The organism is Mycobacterium intermedium, from assembly GCF_002086275.1.
In the GTDB taxonomy this organism is placed as follows: domain Bacteria; phylum Actinomycetota; class Actinomycetes; order Mycobacteriales; family Mycobacteriaceae; genus Mycobacterium; species Mycobacterium intermedium.
Genome location: NZ_MVHT01000009.1, coordinates 18,771 through 36,174, shown reverse-complemented (window position 1 = coordinate 36,174; position 17,404 = coordinate 18,771). Strand labels below are relative to the sequence as shown.

Annotated in this window: 15 protein-coding genes and 1 pseudogene; 5 read left to right on the top strand and 11 right to left on the bottom strand. The window is 66.1% G+C overall.

Translation table 11 applies throughout. The annotated features are described in order from the left end of the window. Positions 1–62: 62 nt before the first annotated feature. Positions 63–590: pseudogene (locus tag BST27_RS33515) on the top strand (PPE family protein); the annotation flags it as partial. 418 nt (positions 591–1,008) lie between these two features. Here the strand turns inward: BST27_RS33515 and BST27_RS05295 are convergent. Next, positions 1,009–3,528 (bottom strand): FtsX-like permease family protein, encoded by a 2,520-nt coding sequence (locus BST27_RS05295; RefSeq protein WP_069417570.1) that lies wholly within the window; start codon positions 3,526–3,528, stop codon positions 1,009–1,011. Continuing rightward, positions 3,525–4,250, bottom strand: a complete 726-nt coding sequence (locus tag BST27_RS05290; protein WP_372515487.1) for an ABC transporter ATP-binding protein — start codon at positions 4,248–4,250, stop codon at positions 3,525–3,527. Before BST27_RS05290 ends, BST27_RS05295 begins: the two co-directional genes overlap by 4 nt. A gap of 59 nt (positions 4,251–4,309) precedes the next feature. Between BST27_RS05290 and BST27_RS05285 the strand changes: the two genes are divergently transcribed. Both BST27_RS05285 and BST27_RS05280 read left to right on the top strand, forming a co-directional pair. Beyond that, positions 4,310–4,810 (top strand): MarR family winged helix-turn-helix transcriptional regulator, encoded by a 501-nt coding sequence (locus BST27_RS05285; RefSeq protein ID WP_069417569.1) that lies wholly within the window; start codon positions 4,310–4,312, stop codon positions 4,808–4,810. A gap of 247 nt (positions 4,811–5,057) precedes the next feature. Continuing rightward, entirely contained in the window at positions 5,058–5,552 is a 495-nt protein-coding gene (locus BST27_RS05280) for a hypothetical protein (protein ID WP_139805024.1), read from the top strand. 6 nt (positions 5,553–5,558) lie between these two features. Here BST27_RS05280 and mmsB read toward each other — a convergent pair whose 3' ends face one another. Genes mmsB through BST27_RS05265 form a run of 3 tightly spaced genes read right to left on the bottom strand, consistent with a single transcriptional unit; the run spans position 5,559 to position 9,161 of the window. After that, the gene (gene mmsB / locus BST27_RS05275; protein WP_069417567.1) at positions 5,559–6,452 is read right to left on the bottom strand and encodes a 3-hydroxyisobutyrate dehydrogenase; all 894 of its coding nucleotides are present in this window, start codon (positions 6,450–6,452) and stop codon (positions 5,559–5,561) included. 9 nt (positions 6,453–6,461) lie between these two features. Then, a complete protein-coding gene (locus tag BST27_RS05270) occupies positions 6,462–7,622 on the bottom strand; it encodes an isobutyryl-CoA dehydrogenase (protein ID WP_069417566.1) in 1,161 nt (386 codons plus the stop codon). Between the two features lie 18 nt (positions 7,623–7,640). Further along, positions 7,641–9,161 carry a CoA-acylating methylmalonate-semialdehyde dehydrogenase gene (locus tag BST27_RS05265; protein WP_069417565.1) on the bottom strand — a complete coding sequence of 507 codons (1,521 nt, stop codon included), beginning with the start codon at positions 9,159–9,161 and terminating at the stop codon, positions 7,641–7,643. A gap of 70 nt (positions 9,162–9,231) precedes the next feature. Here BST27_RS05265 and BST27_RS05260 point away from each other — a divergent pair, with 70 nt between their 5' ends. Then, a complete protein-coding gene (locus tag BST27_RS05260; RefSeq protein ID WP_069417650.1) occupies positions 9,232–10,095 on the top strand; it encodes an LLM class F420-dependent oxidoreductase in 864 nt (287 codons plus the stop codon). Between the two features lie 48 nt (positions 10,096–10,143). On the opposite strand, the gene BST27_RS05255 is transcribed toward BST27_RS05260, so the two are convergent. Further along, the gene (locus BST27_RS05255) at positions 10,144–10,431 is read right to left on the bottom strand and encodes a hypothetical protein (protein ID WP_069417564.1); all 288 of its coding nucleotides are present in this window, start codon (positions 10,429–10,431) and stop codon (positions 10,144–10,146) included. A 188-nt stretch (positions 10,432–10,619) separates the two neighbouring features. Here BST27_RS05255 and BST27_RS05250 point away from each other — a divergent pair, with 188 nt between their 5' ends. Next, positions 10,620–11,336 carry a maleylpyruvate isomerase N-terminal domain-containing protein gene (locus BST27_RS05250; RefSeq protein ID WP_069417563.1) on the top strand — a complete coding sequence of 239 codons (717 nt, stop codon included), beginning with the start codon at positions 10,620–10,622 and terminating at the stop codon, positions 11,334–11,336. Between the two features lie 998 nt (positions 11,337–12,334). On the opposite strand, the gene BST27_RS05245 is transcribed toward BST27_RS05250, so the two are convergent. From BST27_RS05245 to BST27_RS05225, 5 genes are all read right to left on the bottom strand, one after another. Continuing rightward, the gene (locus BST27_RS05245) at positions 12,335–14,218 is read right to left on the bottom strand and encodes a PecA family PE domain-processing aspartic protease (protein WP_069417562.1); all 1,884 of its coding nucleotides are present in this window, start codon (positions 14,216–14,218) and stop codon (positions 12,335–12,337) included. A gap of 145 nt (positions 14,219–14,363) precedes the next feature. Beyond that, positions 14,364–14,861 carry a lipoprotein LpqH gene (locus tag BST27_RS05240; protein ID WP_069417561.1) on the bottom strand — a complete coding sequence of 166 codons (498 nt, stop codon included), beginning with the start codon at positions 14,859–14,861 and terminating at the stop codon, positions 14,364–14,366. Positions 14,862–14,928: 67 nt separating this feature from the next. After that, positions 14,929–15,537 carry a dTDP-4-dehydrorhamnose 3,5-epimerase gene (gene rfbC / locus BST27_RS05235; protein WP_069417560.1) on the bottom strand — a complete coding sequence of 203 codons (609 nt, stop codon included), beginning with the start codon at positions 15,535–15,537 and terminating at the stop codon, positions 14,929–14,931. 1 nt (position 15,538) lies between these two features. Continuing rightward, positions 15,539–16,534, bottom strand: coding sequence for a dTDP-glucose 4,6-dehydratase (rfbB, locus tag BST27_RS05230; protein WP_069417559.1), 996 nt, complete (start codon positions 16,532–16,534; stop codon positions 15,539–15,541). A 10-nt stretch (positions 16,535–16,544) separates the two neighbouring features. Continuing rightward, a complete protein-coding gene (locus BST27_RS05225; protein WP_069417558.1) occupies positions 16,545–17,402 on the bottom strand; it encodes an LLM class F420-dependent oxidoreductase in 858 nt (285 codons plus the stop codon). Positions 17,403–17,404: the final 2 nt, after the last annotated feature.

Below are 17,404 nucleotides of genomic sequence, written 5' to 3'. Positions count from 1 at the left end.
ACAATCTTGAATTCATTGCGCACAGAGGTATAAAATTTGATTTGCTTGAACAGGGGGCTGTCATGGTTGATTTTCCAATGCTGCCGCCGGAGATTAATTCGGCGCGCTTGTTTTCCGGTGCGGGTTCGGCCCCGATGCTCGCGGCCGCCACGGCCTGGAACGGATTGGCGGACGAATTGTCCGCGGCGGCGTCGTCATTTTCGTCGGTGACGTCCGGGCTGGTGGATCAGGCGTGGCAGGGTCCGGCCGCGCAGTCCATGGCGGCCACCGCGTCTCCTTACGCGGGGTGGCTCAACGCGGCCGCAACGCAGGCCGCGGGGGCGGCCGGGCGGGCGCAAGCGATTGTCGACTCGTTCGAGGCGGCGCGGGCGGCGACGATTCATCCACTGTTGGTGGAGGCCAACCGAAATGGCTTGGTGCAGTTGTTGATGTCGAATCTCTTCGGGCAGAACTGGCCGGCCATCGCGGCCATGGAGGCCGACTACGAGGCGATGTGGGCGCAGGATGTCGAAGCCATGGCGGCCTATCACGCCGGGGTCTCGGCGGCCGCCGCGCAATTGGCTCCGTGGCAGCAGTCGTTGCGCAACCTCGCCACCCAAGTCGCCGGATTCCTGGGCTTCAACCCGATCACCAACCCGGTGCCGGGAGATCCGTCCTTCGAGAGTCAGACCCAGACGTTCGGGCCGTTCACCCTCACCGCTCTTGGTGACGCGGCCGATAATGACTTTGTCGGCTTAAAGATTTCGAGTCCGTTCTTCACCAATACTTTGACTTCGGGATTTGAATCCTCGACCGGCTTGGGTGCACCCGGACAGACAATTAACAACTTCCAGAGTCCGGTCCTGCCGTTCTTGAATAGCGGCATCGCCCTGCCCTTCACCGATCCGCTGGCCCCCCTGTTTATTGCATTGCTTCCGGTGGGTTTCTGATTTCACGCTGCACGGCGAGCAGACGCAAAATCACCCCGAGAAGGCCCGCCGCGGGTGATTTTGCGTCTGCTCGGCAGGCTTACTCGACGCTGACGGCCTCGATGATGTTCAACCGCGCGGCGCGCAGGGCGGGTGGCAGCGAGCCGAGCAGGCTCAGCACCAGCGCACCGACGGTGAAGACGAGCGCCATGTAGCTCGGCTGGAAGCCCACCTGGAAATTCATCGTGTCCCCGCTGACGAGGCTGAACAGCCACTGGTCCGTCAGGCCGAAAATCAGGCCCAAGACCCCGCCGACGACACCGATGCCCGCGGCCTCGGCCAGGACCATCCGGAGCGTGAAGGGGCGGCTCGATCCCATGGCGCGCAGGACACCGATTTCGCGGCGCCGTTCCAGCACCGACAGCGTCAGTGTGTTGAGCAGCGCGACCGCGGCCACCAGCACCACGATGATCCAGACGGCGTTGGCGATGAACATGCTCTGGTGTAGTGGCGCTTCCAGGCCGGCGAGTTCGGCGTGGCCGTCGTACACGTGGTAGGGGTTCGGTACGGCCCCGCGGACGTCGGCCAGCAGTCGTTCCGCGTTGACGCCGGGTCCGGCGGTGATTTGCAGCGTGGTGGCCGCCGGGCGATCGAACCATGCGCGCAGCTGTTCGAGGCTGATACCGACGGTCCCGATGACGGTCGAAAAGAACGGCACCAGGGCCAGCACGGGTACCTGCTGCACGCCGTGCGGCGTTTGCAGGCGCAGCGCGTCGCCGACCCGGACGTCCAGGGTTTTACCCAGATTCTGCGAGAGCACCACGCCGCGGCCGGCCAGCACGTCGTTGCGCACCTTCGCGTCAAGCGCGCGGTAGAGCGCGTCGGCGGTTCCAGGGGAGAACCCGTCGAGCAGTACCCGGGTGCCGCCGACCACGGCGAAGGCCAACGCCCCCTCGGTGACGCGGGCCACCCCCGGGACCGCGGCCACCGTCGCGGAAAGGCCCTGCGGCAGAACGCTGGTGGGGTAGCGGTCCGGCGGATCCGCGCTCACCCACACCGGGACATCCGCGACCGGGGCGAAGATGCCGCGAGCCGACCGGATCATGTCGTTGTTGGTGCCGGTGATCGCCACGGTGGTGACCACGGCGATGAGCACCGTCATCACCGTTGCCCAGACCCGTCGCGGTGCGCGCTCGATGGTCGCCGCCGCCAATGCCCCGACCGACCCGAACACCCGCGCTGTTGCGGCGGTGGCTCTGACGATCGGCACGGTAAGCGCGAAGCCGAGCGCGATCTCGGCGCAGAACACCGCCGACATCGCGATGAAGGCCAACGCCCCTCGTTGGTTGGCCACCACCGCGATCGACGCCGCCAGAACGGCGACCGCTGCCAACCCGCACGCGACCCGCAGCCAGCGGGGCACACGGTCGGCGGCCGACACCCCGACCGGCGCCAGCGCCTCGATCGGTGACACCTTGTACACCTGCCGGGCGGCCATCGCCGAGGCGGCCACGCTGGTGAGCGCGGTGGCCAACACGGCGAGCGGTATCGCGTAGGGGGGCAGCCAGTATTCGATGCGGGCTTCCAGTCCCTGGGTGATCGCGGGTGGCAATCGGCCAATTGCCATGCGGCCCATCAGTATTCCCAGCGCTGACCCGATCGCTCCGCTGATCAGGCCGAGGATCGCGGCTTCGGCAAGCATGTCGCGCACAATGGTGGCCCGCCGCCCGCCGATCGCGCGCAGCATCGAGATGACGGGTCGGCGCTGGGTGATGGCCATGGTCGCGGTGGTGTAAACAAGGAAGGCGCCGACCGCCAATGCGACCATGGCGCCCATCAGGCCCATGTAGTTCATCAGCTTGACGCCGTCGCCCGCCCGGGCGCCACGCATGCTCGGTTCCGCGACGAGCGCCCGTCCCTGCACGGCTGCGGTGACCTTGGCGCGGACGACAGCGAGGTCGGTGCCCGGTTTGGTGGTGATCAGGATCGAGTCGAGTTGTCCCTGTCGCCCGGTGACGTTCTGAGCCAACGCAAGTGGGGCGAGGACGTAGTGCCCTTCGTTGAGGGCTGCCAGACGCTTGCCCGTGAGCACCTCGGTGACGGTGACCGAACCCGAACCCAGCTGGAAGGACTCGCCTTTGGCGTGGCCGACGCCCGGGCCCACCCGAACACCGTTCGGTGCCGGAGTCGAGCTGGGGGCCGGTCCAGCCAAACCATGCTCGACGACGGCATCTTTCAGAGCCCCCCGCAACGCGGCGACGTTCGCGTCCGCGCCCAGCAGCAGGACCGGTCCCGACGCCGTGGATGCCGAGGTCCGGATCATCGGCACCGCGTTCTCCACACCGGGCACCGCGGCGACGTCCGCCCTGATGCTGTCCGGGAATCCTGCATCGGTGATGCCCGAAACTTCCAACTCGGCGACACCGGCGATGCCATGCGAAAGCCGATCGACCGACTCGCTGATCGAACCGAAGATGCCGAAGATGGCGACCAGATACATTGCGGAGACGGCCATTACGGCGATCGAGGCGAATGTGCGCCGCCGGTGCACCGCGAGCTCGCGCAGGCTGAACAGCCGCAACCGGCTTGCCGCGGCCGCGATCCCCGAGCCGGGTCTCACTGCGGGACCGCCGACAACTCGTCGGAGCCGACTCGGCCATCCTGCAGCGTGATCACCCGGTCCGTCGCCGCCGCGGCGTCCGCGTTGTGGGTCACCATCACCACCAGGCGGCCGCGGTCGGCGTCGTGCGCCATCTCGGCCAACAGCGCCAAGATCGAGGCGCCCGTGATGGAGTCGAGGTTTCCGGTCGGTTCGTCGGCCAGGATCAGCGGGGGATCCATCATCAACGCGCGGGCCACGGCGACCCGCTGCATTTGCCCGCCGGACAGTTCGGCGGGTCTGTGGTCGATCCGATTGCCCAGTCCGACCCGGTCCAGCAACCGGATGGCATCCGGCTTGGCCTTGCGCAACCGGACGCCGTCGAGCAGCCGCGGCACCGCGACGTTCTCCCAGGCCGACAGGGTCGGCAGGAGGTTGAAGAACTGGAAGATGAAGCCGACGCGGTGATGGCGAAACTCCGACCGCTCCTCGTCGCTGAGGCGGCCGATCTCGTCGCCGGCGAAGGTGATCGACCCCGAATCGGGGGAGTCCAATGCGCCGAGCAAGTGCAGCAATGTGCTCTTGCCCGCCCCCGACGGGCCCACGATCGACACGAAGTGCCCGCCCCGGAGCCCCAGGCTGATCTCATCGAGAGCACGGACGGTCTGACCGCCTACCCGGTATTGGCGCACCACATCGCGGAGCTGGATGTCCAACCCATCGCTGGGTGCGTCGCGACCCATATGGGGTACAACGAGGCTCGGCCCGGGCCGGTTCAGCGCAACTAGTGGTAAGAAAGGGCGTGGCCGCCTCGCCGAAGCCTGATCCCATCGCGGCCGCCCGCGCCAACTGGGAGCGCGCCGGGTGGTCCGACGTGGCGCAGGGCATGGTCGCGGTGACGTCTGTCATGCGGGCGCATCAGATTCTGTTGGCGCGCGTCGAGGCCGCGCTACGGCCGTATGACCTGAGCTTCTCCCGATTCGAATTGCTGCGATTGTTGGCCTTCAGCCGTACCGGCGCGTTGCCGATCACCAAGGCGTCCGACCGGCTGCAGGTGCACGTCACCAGCGTCACGCACGCGATACGCCGCCTGGAGGCAGACGGGTTGGTGCGGCGGGTGCCGCATCCCACCGACGGCCGAACCACGCTGGTAGAGATCACCGACCTGGGTCGCTCCACCGTCGAGGACGCCACCGTCACGCTCAACGAGCAGGTGTTCGCCGACATCGGTATGTCCGAGGAGGAATCGCGGGCGTTGGTGTCGTCCATCGAGACGCTGCGCCGCAACGCGGGTGATTTTTAGGCCGGTCATTATCCGAAATGCGAAAGACAAGTCGGGTAGTGTCCGCCTAGCGAATTTCGTCCTAGGAGGCAGAACGATGGTGTTGCGGGCACGCCTGGTCGCCGCTGTGTTGCTCATTGCGGTTCTCGCGTCGGCGGGGTGCTCACGGTTCCTCGGCCGAGCCTTGCATCATTCACAACACGCCTCCCCGCCGGCGGCGACCGCATCGCCGGCCCCCGGAGCCCCGGTGCCGTCGCAAGGGGGAGGTGTGACCATCTCGACCGGCCCCGGCGTGCCTTCCAGCGTCCAACAGCAGTGGACCACCGAGAACCTGACCAAGGCTTTCAAGGCGATCAACGCCAGGATCGGCGCCAACCCGGCCGACTACCTCGAGGTCACAGTTTCCTTGACCGCGGTACAGGTGAAGGCGATTGACCCCAAGAAGCGGGAGAACGTCGATGAGTACGAGTACCGCGGCACAGGGGGCGTAGAAATCTCGCCGGTCGATGTCAGCCACAACGAGCCGGGAGCTATCGAGGAGAGCAAGTTCTCGAGCGACACGGTCAAGCCGGAAGTGCTCAGTGCCATCTTGAATTCCGCCATCAAGGATTCTGGGGTCGAGGACGCGAAGGTCAGCTCGTTGACGGTGGACAAAACCTTTGCCAACGATCCCGAACCCCATATCTCAGTGCCGGTCAGTGGCCCCCGCGGCTCAAAAGTGTTGCAATACAACCTTTCCGGCGAGCTCACCCGGGTAATCTGAGTTCGCTCAGCTGCCGCGCAGCGCCTCGATCACGGCGCTGAAGTCCTTGCCGGCGTTGGCGGCGTCGGACTCGATGAACGCGGCGTAAATCTGGGCCGCATGGCTGCCGAGCGGTGCCGACGCGCCCGTTGCGGCGACCGCGTCCATGGCCAGACCCAGGTCCTTGTTCATCAAGGCGGCCGCGAACCCGGGCTTGAAGTCGTTGTTCGCCGGAGAAGTTGGAACCGGACCTGGCACCGGGCAATTGGTGTGCACCGCCCAGCAATTGCCGGTCGCGCCGGTGATCACGTCGAACAGCGACTGCGCCGACAGCCCGAGCTTCTCGGCCAGCACGAAGGCCTCGCCGATCGCGATCTGCTGCACGGCCAGCACCATGTTGTTGCACACCTTGGCGGCCTGCCCCGCGCCTGCCGCGCCGCAGTGAATGATCTTGCCGGCCATGGGTTCCAGCACCGGGCGGGCCCGTTCCACCGCCGACTCCTCGCCGCCGACCATGAATGCCAGCGTCCCGGCTACCGCGCCTTTTACGCCACCGGAGACGGGGGCGTCGACTTGCTGCATGCCGTGGGACTCGGCCAGTGCGTGGGCTTCGCGGGCGTCGTTCACCGAGATCGTGGAGCTGTCGATGAACAACGCGTTCTCGCGGGCGGCCGGAAGGACCTCGGCGTAGCAACGCTTCACCACGTCACCGTTGGGCAGCATGGTGATGACGACGTCGGCGCCGGCCACTGCATCGGCGGCGCTGTCGAACAGCGTGGCGCCGCTGGCTGCTGCGGCGGCGGCGGCCGCCGGCACCGGGTCGAATCCGCGCACGGCGTGCTTGGCCGCAACGAGATTCGCCGACATCGGACCACCCATGTTGCCGAGCCCGAGGAACGCGACCGTCAGATGCTCAGTCACCGCGTCCTCCTAAGCGCTTGCCCGGAACCGTGCGGACTCGGCCCGGCCGATGACGACCCGCATGATTTCGTTGGTCCCCTCCAGGATCCGGTGCACGCGCAGGTCGCGGACGATCTTTTCCAACCCATATTCACGCAGGTAACCGTAGCCACCGTGCAATTGCAGTGCCTTGTCGGCGACGTCGAAGCACGTGTCGGTGACGTAGCGTTTGGCCATCGCGCACAGCTCGACCTTGTCGGCATCGTTTTCATCAAGCGCAGTTGCCGCCCGCCACAACATCATTCGCGAAGTTTCCAGCCCGGTGGCCATGTCGGCCAGGGTGAACCGGATGGTCGGCTCGTCGAGCAGGCTGCCGCCGAAGGCCTGCCGGTCGCGCACGTATGAGCCGGCCTTCTTGTAGGCCGCCTGGGCGCCACCCAGTGAGCAGGCCGCGATGTTGAGTCGGCCGCCGTTGAGGCCGTTCATCGCGATGCCGAAGCCGGTGCCCTCGCCTTCGGCGCCGCCCAACATCGCGTCGGCGGGGACGCGGACGCCGTCGAGGATCACCTGCGCGGTGGGCTGGGCGTTCCAGCCCATCTTCTCTTCCAGCGCGCCGAAACTCAGTCCCGGCGTGCCCTTTTCGACGATGAACGCGGAGATCCCGCGCGGGCCCTCACTGCCCGTTCTTGCCATCACCACGTAGACGTCGGACGCACCGGCACCGGAGATGAATTGCTTGACGCCGTCGAGCACGTAGTCGCCACCTTGCTTGACGGCTCGGGTGCTCAGCGCGCTGGCATCCGATCCGGCACCGGGCTCGGTGAGGCAGTAGCTGGCGATGGCGTCCATGCTGGCCAGTCGGGGTATCCAGCCCTTGCGTTGCTCTTCGGTGCCGAAGCTGTCGATCATCCACGAGCACATGTTGTGGATGGACAGGAAGGCGGCGGTGACGGGGTCGGCGATGGCCAACTGCTCGAAGATGCGCACCCCGTCGAGGCGGCGCAGTCCGCTGCCGCCCACGTCGTCGCGGCAGTAGATGGCCGCCATCCCCAGCTCGGCCGCCTCGTGCAGCACATCGGTCGGAAAGTGGTGGCTGGCATCCCATTCCAGTGCGTAGGGAGCCATCCGCTTCTCGGCAAAGGCGGCCGCCGTTTCGGTGATCACCCGCTCTTCGTCGGTGAGGGTAAACATAAGTGTCCGCCGATTTCGTTAATTCATTGTGGGGATGACGAATTCGGCGCCATCCTTGATGCCGGAAGGCCACCGCGACGTGACGGTCTTGACCTTGGTGTAGAACTGGATCGACGCGGTGCCGTGCTGGTTGAGGTCGCCGAAGCCGGAACGCTTCCAGCCGCCGAAGGTGTGGTAGGCCACCGGCACCGGGATCGGCACGTTGACGCCTACCATGCCGACCTGTACCCGCGAGACGAAGTCGCGGGCGGTGTCGCCGTCGCGGGTGAAGACCGCCACGCCGTTGCCGTACTCGTGCTCCGAGGGCAACCGCAGGGCTTCCTCGTAGTCATGGGCGCGGACGATGCACAGCACCGGGCCGAAGATCTCGTCGGTGTAGATCGACATGTCGGTGGTGACGTGGTCGAACAGGGTGGGCCCGATGAAGAAGCCGTTCTCCAAGCTGGCGTCACCGTAGGCGAGGTCGTCGCTTCTGCGCTCGCGCCCGTCGATGACGATCTCGGCACCCGCCTCGACGCCCTGGCCGATGTAGTCGCGCACCCGGGCCAGCGCTGCCTCGGTGACCAGCGGGCCGTAGTCGGCCTTGGGATCCAGGCTGTGTCCCACCCGCAGGTTGTTGATGCGCTCAATCAGCCTGGCGCGCAGCCGTTCTGCGGTCTGCTCGCCGACGGGGACCGCGACGCTGATCGCCATACAGCGTTCGCCTGCGCTGCCGTATCCGGCGCCGATCAACGCGTCGACGGCCTGGTCGAGGTCCGCATCCGGCATGACGATCATGTGGTTCTTGGCGCCACCGAAGCACTGCGACCGCTTGCCGTTGGCGGCGGCGGTCGAATAGATGTAATGCGCGATGTCCGAGCTGCCGACGAAGCCGACGGCCTGGATGTCGGGGTGGTGCAAAATGGCGTCGACGGCTTCCTTGTCGCCGTGAACGACCTGGAATACCCCCGGCGGCAGGCCGGCCTCGAGGAACAACTCGGCCAGTCGAACCGGGACCGACGGGTCGCGCTCGCTGGGCTTGAGCACGAACGCATTTCCGCAGGCCAGGGCTGGGCCGGCCTTCCACAGCGGGATCATCGCCGGGAAGTTGAACGGGGTGATGCCGGCAACCACGCCCAAGGGCTGGCGCAGGGAGTAGACGTCGATGCCCGGCCCGGCACCTTCGGTGTAGTCGCCCTTGAGTAGGTGCGGGATGCCGATGCAGAACTCGACGACTTCGATGCCGCGCTGAATGTCGCCGCGGGCGTCGGCCAGCGTCTTTCCGTGCTCGAGGGACAGCAGCTCGGCCAACTCGTCGATGTTCTTGTTGACCAGGTCGATGAACCGCATCAACACCCGGGCGCGACGCTGCGGATTCCAAGCAGCCCAGCCCTTTTGGGCCTCGACGGCGGAGGCCACCGCGGCGTCGATATCGGCCTGCGACGCCATCGGCACTTTCGACTGGACCTCGCCGGTGCTGGGGTTGAAGACGTCAGCGGTGCGGGTGGACTGCCCGGTGGTGCGCTGCCCGTCGATAAAGTGCGGAATTTGAGTGGTCATGGTTGTCCCAACCGGGTAGGAAGTATCGGAGATACTTGCATATCCTAGTAACGAGGGGAAGGCGATGCAAATGAGGCTGTCGGGCGTCGGCGTGTGGAGTGGGTCGTTGCGGTACGGCGACAGCGGCGAGGCGGCCGAGGCGGCCGCGGAACTGGAGGAACTGGGCTTCTCGGCACTGTGGATTCCCGACGTGAGCGGCGCCGGGCTCCTCGAAGCCGTGGAAAACCTGTTGGGCGCCACGAAGCGCGCGGTGGTCGCGACCGGAATCCTCAACATCTGGATGCACGAGCCCGCCGAGGTGGCCGATTCGTTTGCCCGGTTGACCGCCGACCACGGCGACCGATTCCTGCTGGGCATCGGCGTCAGCCACGCCCGGTTGATCGACGCCAAGGAGCCCGGCCGCTACCGCAAACCGCTGGCCGCGGTGACGGCATTCCTGGACGGATTGGACGCCGCGGAGCGTCCGGTGCCCCGGGACAGTCGGGTGATCGCCGCCCTGGGTCCCAAGATGTTGCGCTTGGCGGCCGAACGCGCCGCCGGCACTCATCCCTACCTGGTGTCACCCGAACACACCGCGCAGGTCCGACAGGAGTTGGGCGACGGACCCTTAGTGCTACCGGAGCAGACGGTGATCCTCTGCGAGGATCGGGAATCGGCCAGGGCCGTCGGAGTCGGCTGGTTGCGCAACTATTTGTCGCTGCCAAACTACGCGAACAACCTTCGCCGCCTTGGCTTTTCGGACGAAGACATCGATACCGTGAGCGACCGCCTGTTCGACGCGATCATCGCGTGGGGAGATGAGGACGCCGTGCTGCGCCGGATCGAGGAACACCGGTCGGCCGGCGCCGACCACGTGTGCGTCCAGGCGTTGGATGCCGACCCGAGGGCGTTTCCCCGCGAGCAGTGGCGGCGAATCGGTGCCGCGCTGCGGTAGCCGCCCACTGCACCAGCCGGTCGTGACGGGGTTGCCCCGTCTGCGGCGTCACAGTGCGTGACAGGGAATCGGGTTGTTCGCGCACCAATTCGGGTCGTTCGGAGGTGGCCGGTACCCGGGCGGGAAGAAGGTGCCAATTGGATGCACGCTTCCGTCCGGGTTCAGTTCGTAGGCGTGGCAGAGGGTCATGTCCCAACTGACATCGGCATTCGGTAGGGGTTGGCCGGGGCACCAGGAGGGGAGTGCCTGGGCGGTGCCTGCCAGCGCCAGCCCTACCAATCCCATTCCGCCCGTGGTCAATACGGTGGCGGCAAGCGCCGTGATTTGTCGCTTCATGCCGACAGCGTGCGCCGAAGATCTTGCAGAATTCTTGCGTCGGTGGATTTAGGTGGGCAGCAGGTCGAAAACGATGACGCCGGCTGGGTCGTAGGATCCGAAGATCGGCATCAGGGTGTACGGGTAGGTGTCGTGCACCGTGCTGGAACGATCACGTCCGAGCGCCCGGGCCGCCGTACGCTTAGCGGGTGAAAGGGGCAACCAAAGCCGATATTCTCGCCGCGCTCGATGACAGCGGGAAGCGGTTCGTCTCGTTGGTCCGGGGGCTCGATCCGGATCGCGCCGCGCGGCCGGTACCTGGGCTTGCGTGGACGGCCGTGGAGACTGCGGCGCACGTTGTGACCGTGCTGGGCAGGCTGCTTGGCGATCGTCGACGCGCTACCACTAACGGCGGGGTTGCAGAGCTGAATGCGACCTGTCTGTCGGAGTACACGGACCGAGCCATAAACGATATCGCCGACCGGCTCGAGGCAAATCTGCGTACGGTGATCGACCGCGTCTACTTCAAAGTCGATTTCGACCGGCAGTATCCCTTCCACGGTGGATCGACGATCTCCGGCGGTGGTGGGGCTCGTTGGATCTTGTGCGAACTGCTCGTCCACGGCTACGACATCGCCGCTGCCACCGGCAACGAGTGGGAGATACCGGCCGCGGCGGCATCCATCGCGATTCGTGGCCCGGCTGAGTCGATGAATCGACTGGTTGAGAGCAAAACCTCTACCCGACATCGGGTGCATCTGGGAAACGACGACACCGTCGAATTCGTCGCACCCTCGGCACCCCGGCCTGCCGGTGACGAGTCGATCGACGCGCAACCCGACGAGTTGCTCCTGGGGTTCTTCGGAAGGATTGAAGTGTCCGATCCGCGTCTGGCGGTGGTTCTGGCTGATCTGCCGCACATGTAGGTAGCTCTGGGCGGACCTTCAGCCGAGGACCGCGCGGAGATTGAACGAGATCAGCGGCGCGGTGAGCATTTCGACCACCTTGCCGCCGCCGCGAGCCGGAACTGTGTAGCCGCTCCGCGCTGCCGCATTTTCCATCTCTTTTCCAATAATCAAGGCAGCTCGGTTTCCGGCGCTAACGGCGGCAAAAACGGTCCCCCTACTTCTGCAGGAGCTGGTGCCGGAACTGGCAGACCTTCGCCGGGAAGAACGGGAGCACTCGAAAATCCGGCCGGTTGCATATGGTCTTTGCACGCATTCGGAACGGGGACCATATACCATTTCCAGGCACCGGGTGGATTTGGTGCCGGTGCCATGCTGTTGTCGGGGCACCGCCACGTACAACTGACACCGCCGACACCCGGGCCCCCGAGGCCGAGGGTCGCGCCCCCGGCAAAAGCCCCGCCCACGTCGACAGCTACGCCGCCCGCCTCACAGTGCATATGTGATCCATTGATTTCAGTGGGCCAATCACAGTAAGCCCCCTGGGCAAGAAAAACGTTTGATCCGGTGAGGACGGCTGGGTAATCACACAAACCGGCGTGAGCACTCGGGGAGGGGGAAATGACTATTGTGCTGGATACGATTATCGGAACGAGCCAGACTTTATTCATTGGCTACTCCACCTGCGTTCTCATACTGTCAAAATCGGACCCGGGAATTTCGCGGCCATCCTGTCGGAACGGACTTCAGCACTTGTTCCAACGTTTTGTGGGTGGACCCGTATAGCCCTGCCGGGCGTCCACCGAATCCGCTATCGGAGGCAAGCGAAGCCGCGTAGGCCGATACGCCGCCAGCCACATGCATCCCCCAAGTTCTCCGCCGTTACCAACAACTTCGGTCAACTTCGGCGATGTGTTACGTAATGAGCTCGCGCGTGGCCCCGCGTAGGAGACGGGGCATCCGATCGCCCGTCGTAGCGTCGTCGTTGTCTCGGCATCAAGCCGGTGGTGGCAGCAGTTTTAAGTGGGCAGCAGATCGAAGACGATGGTCCCGACGCCGGTTGGGTCGTAGGAGTGGTAGATCGGCATCAGGGTGTACGGGTAGTTCCCGGTGTTGAAGACACCGCCGGATCCCAACGCCGCGGTCACCATCGTGGCGCTGGTACCACCGAGCGTTATCTGCTCGTAGATCAGCGTATCGCCCACCATGACATAGATTTTCGTCCCAGCCGGAAGTGTCCCGCCCACGGGGATGTGCTGTAGTTCCGCGGGCAACAGGTTGAGGGGTATCGCGCCGTTGACGCCGCCCGTGTCGACGGCGCCTTGCGTCACCGTCTGGAAGCCGGTGTCGTTGATCCGCAACAGCAACTGGTTGGTGAACGGTGATCCGGTGGCGCGAGCGAATTCGGTGAGTGGGTTGTCGCCGAACTGAAAATAGCCTTGAGGCTGATTCACCAGGATTCCGTGGGCGAGGACGCCCGGCAACTGCTGCACGGCGGTGAATGTGAAAGCCGGGTGGTTTGCGTTTGCCCCCACGCCGATGAGGGTTTCGGGTGCCACCGGTGTTCCGTTGTGCACTTCGGAGGTGATGACGCCAATGGTGGTCGGCTGCGTCATGATTCCGTTCCCGAAGTTGACCGCCGCTCGGTATTGGTTGTAGGTGACGACGGTCTCGTCGCCGGGGCCGCCGAAGTTGTAGACGAGCCCGGTCTGGATCGGCGCGCCAAGGGCCGCCAGATCGACGTCCTGAGGCGCGAAAAACAGGGCGTTGGATCCGGTGTCCACGCTTGCCCGGACGAACGGCCCGCCGTCGACGGAGACCTGCAGCGTCGGGCGAGTCCCGTGCATGGTGAGCTGGACGGCCGCCGCGCCGCCGTCGGCGCCGGTGGCCCCGGCGTGGCCCAGCCAGTGGCCGCCCGCGCCGCCGACGCCTCCGATGCCGGAGATGACGCCGCCGACACCCCCGGCGCCGCCGTTGCCAACCAGGTGCCCGCCGTTGCCGCCGAATCCGCCGTTTGCGAAGGCCCCGCCCATGCCGCCGGTGCCGCCGTCGCCGAACCACAGCGCGCTGCCACCGCGGCCGCCAGTTGCGTAGGGGCCGCCGATCCCGCCGGCGCCGCCATTGCCCCACAGCAGGCCGCCGGTGCCGCCGGTGCCGCCGGTTCCGCCGGAAATGGTGACACCGGCGGGGGTGACCACGAACGTCCCGCCCTGACCCCCGGTGCCGCCGTCACCGAAGAGCAGCGCATTTCCGCCCGCGCCGCCGACTGCGGTCCAGCCGCCCAGCCCGCCGGTCCCGCCGTTGCCCCACAGCAAGCCGCCGGTGCCGCCGGCCCCGCCGGTCGCACCGTACCCGCCCATACCGCCCGCGCCGCCGTTACCGATCAAGCCGGCCGGTCCGCCGGCACCGCCCGGCACGCCGTCGGTGACGCTGGCGCCGCCGCGGCCGCCGTTGCCCCACAGGATTCCGCCCGCACCCCCGGCCGAACCGACTCCGGCGGCATTGGTGATCCCGTCGACGCCGTCCCCGATGAGCGGACGCCCCAACACGACGTTGGTGGGCAAGTTGATCAGCATCAGCACGTCGTGCTCGATGGCCTCCAGCAGCTGCAGCAGCGTCACCTCGTCCGCTTCGGCCGCCGCATAGGCGCGCACGCTCGCCTCGAGGGTTTGCACCAACTGGGTGTGGAAAGCCGCACCCTGGCCGCTGAGCGTTTGAAAGGCCGCTCCGTGCTGGGCGAACAGCGCGGCGATGGCGGCCGACACTTCATCGGCGGCGGCAGCCGCGATGGTCGTCGTCGGCACCGCCGCCGCCGCGCGTGCCGAACGGATTGTCGCGTCGAGGTTTTCGAGGCTTGTCACCGCCTCAGTGACGGCTTCCGGTGCCACGATCACGAACGACATAGCCCACTCCCACGCTGATCAGGCGGTCCGCACCGCTCTCGCGTTTCGGAGATAGTAGCTATTTACGGGCGCGTAAGGGCCAAGTTGACGACGTCTTTACACACTCCTTGCACAAGTGCCGCCGAATCTGCCATCGGCTCCAGACTTAGGGGCAGGTGACGTCGACTTCGAAGGGCTTGGTCACCAACTGCCCGGCGTTGTCCACACCCGTCGCAGTGCCGGTCACCCGGTAGCTGTCGCCGTTCTTGGTCGCCGTGGCACTGTTGCCGGGTGCACCGTCGGTGAAGCTCAGGACGACGCCGTCGACGTTGCCGAACCCGGCGCTGTGCACTGCCGATCCGTCTTGTTCGAGTCCGACGATGACGCCGGTGATCGGGTCGCCGATTTGGATGGAGAACCTGCCTTCGTAGCCGCTGCACACCACGGGGCCGGCGGTGTTCAGCGGTTGGCCGCCGATCAGGACGCGGGTTTCGCCCGCTGCCGCGGGAGTGATGGTTGCCGATGCGGAGCTGGTAGTCGCGCCGGCGACCACGGTGGTCGGCGTGTTCGACGATGTGGGGGAACCCTTTTCGCCGCCGGAACAACCGGCGATGGCCGCCATGAGGGACACCGCGCCGACAGCGATCACCAACTCAAGTTTCATCGACCTCTCCTTCGCGAACAGGACTGCGCACCCGCAACGGGCGGATCTAGTGAAACAGAATGTCGAATCAGTCGCCGCGCAACTGCGCGACGAACGCCCGGGCGTCCTCCCACTTGGGCAGCAGGCCGGAGGCGATCACATCCTCGAATGTCGGGGCTGCGGCGTCGCGGTCGGACAGGCTCGGAGCGGCCCCTTCGACCAGTGGCCAGTCGATGGCCAGGGCGGGATCCGTGGCCCGGATGGTGTGTTCGCGCTGCGGGTTGTATTCCGCCGAACACAGGTACATCACCGTCGAATTGTCTTCCAGGGCAAGGAAACCGTGGCCAAGTCCCTCGGAGATGTAGATCGACTTGTGGTTCTGTGCGTCGAGCCGGACTCCGTCCCACTGGCCGAATGTCGGTGAGCCAACCCGGATGTCGACCACGACGTCGAAGATCGCCCCGGTCACGCAGGTCACATATTTGGCCTGGCTGGGCGGCAACTGCGCGAAATGCAGACCGCGCAGGGCTCCGGCCGACGACACCGAGCAGTTGGCCTGCCTGATGTCCAAGGGGTGACCGGTGAGTTCGCGGAAGCCGTGGTCGGTGAACCACTCAAAGAACAATCCGCGGGAATCGGGATGGATCTTCGGCGTTATCTCCCAGGCGCCGGGGACTTTGAGTTCGCGTGCTTGCATCCTATTGACCGCGCTTTTCGTACTGAGCTTCCGCGGCGTCCTTTATCGGGCGCCACCACGGTTCGTTGTTGCGATACCACTCGATGGTGCTGCGCAAGCCCTCTTCGAAGTCGGTGTGCTTTGGCGCCCAGCCCAATTCGTCGTACAGCGTGGACGGATCGATGGCGTAGCGCAGATCGTGGCCCACCCGGTCGGTCACGTGGTCGAAGTCGTCGGGATCCCGGTCCATCAGTCGCAGCAGGGTGCGCAGCACGGTGAGGTTGTCGCGTTCCCCCTCCGAGCTGATCAGATAGGTCCGCCCGATCTGACCCTTTTCCAGGATCCGCCGGACCGCACTGTTGTGGTCCTCGACGTGGATCCAGTCGCGGACGTTGTGGCCGGTGCCATACAGCTTGGCGCGCCGACCGGTGAGGACATTGGTGATCTGACGCGGGATGAACTTCTCGATGTGCTGATACGGCCCGTAGTTGTTGGAGCAGTTCGAGATCGTCGCGCGCACGCCATAGGACCGCACCCAGGCCCGCACCAGCATGTCGCTGCCGGCCTTGGTCGCCGAGTACGGACTCGACGGGTTGTAGGGCGTGGCCTCGGTGAACCGTTGGGGCTCGTCAAGGGCGAGGTCGCCGTACACCTCGTCGGTCGAGACGTGATGCAACCGCACCCCGTGGCGGCGTACCGCTTCCAGGATGGTGAAGGTGCCGATGACGTTCGTGTGCAGGAAAGGCTCGGGATTGTCCAGCGCGTTGTCGACGTGGGATTCGGCGGCGAAGTGGATGACGGCGTCGGACTCGGCAACCAACTTGTCGACCAGTTCGGCGTCGCAGATGTCGCCCTCTACCAGCCGAATCGAGTCCTCGACGTCGGCCAGCGACTCCCGCCGGCCGGCGTACGTCAGCGCATCGATCACCGTCACCGCGTCGTCGGGATATTCGCGCACGGTGCTGTGCACGAAGTTCGCGCCGATGAACCCGGCCCCCCCGGTGACTAGGAGTCGCATGGGTCAAACCCTAACGGGTAAGGCCGAGCGGTCCCGCTAGTTCCTCCAGTACGGACAGCACCTCCTCATCGCCCGAGCGTCCCACCACCTGAATCGCCACATGGTCCGCCCCCGCTTCGAGGTGCTCGTCGAGGCGATGCGCGATCGCCTCGGGAGTGCCGTAGGCCACCACCGAGTCGATCAGCTTGTCGCTGCCGGGCTTGGCCACATCGGCCTGGGTGAACCCGAGGCGCAGCCAGTTGTTCACGTAGTTGGTCAGGCCCAGGTAGAAGTCGACGAACTTGCGACCGATGGCGCGGGCCTCCTCGGCATCCGTCGTCAGCACAACCTTGTGTTCCGGCGCCAAGAACACCGAGTTGCCGACCAGTTCGCGCGCCTTGGCCGTGTGTTCCGGGGTGGTCAGATACGGATGAGCGCCGGCGCTGCGGGTCGCCGCCAGCCGCAGCACCTTGGGGCCGAGCGCGGCGAGCACCCGTCGGCTGGTCGGCACCCCGGCGGCGTCGAGTTCATCGAGGTAGGACACCAGTGCGTCGTAGGGCTTGACGTACTCCTTGGTGTGCTCCGGATGGCCGGCGCCGACACCCAGGAGAAATCGTCCCGGGTAGGCGTTCTCGATCCGGTGATAGGACTCGGCGACGGCCGGGGCTGCCGCCGTCCAAATGTTGACGATTCCGGTCGCAAGCTGCAGTGAGGTTGTCTGCGCCAGGGCCGGCTCCGCCCACGCCAGCTCCGCGGGAGGCGAGTAGCCGATCCAGGCCGCCCCGTAGCCGAGTTCTTCGACCCCCGCCGCGAACTCCGGAGTGATGGAGGGACCCGTCCAGACACCGAATCGGCCGAGGTCGGGTTTGAGCGAAACGCCGCCAGTCATCT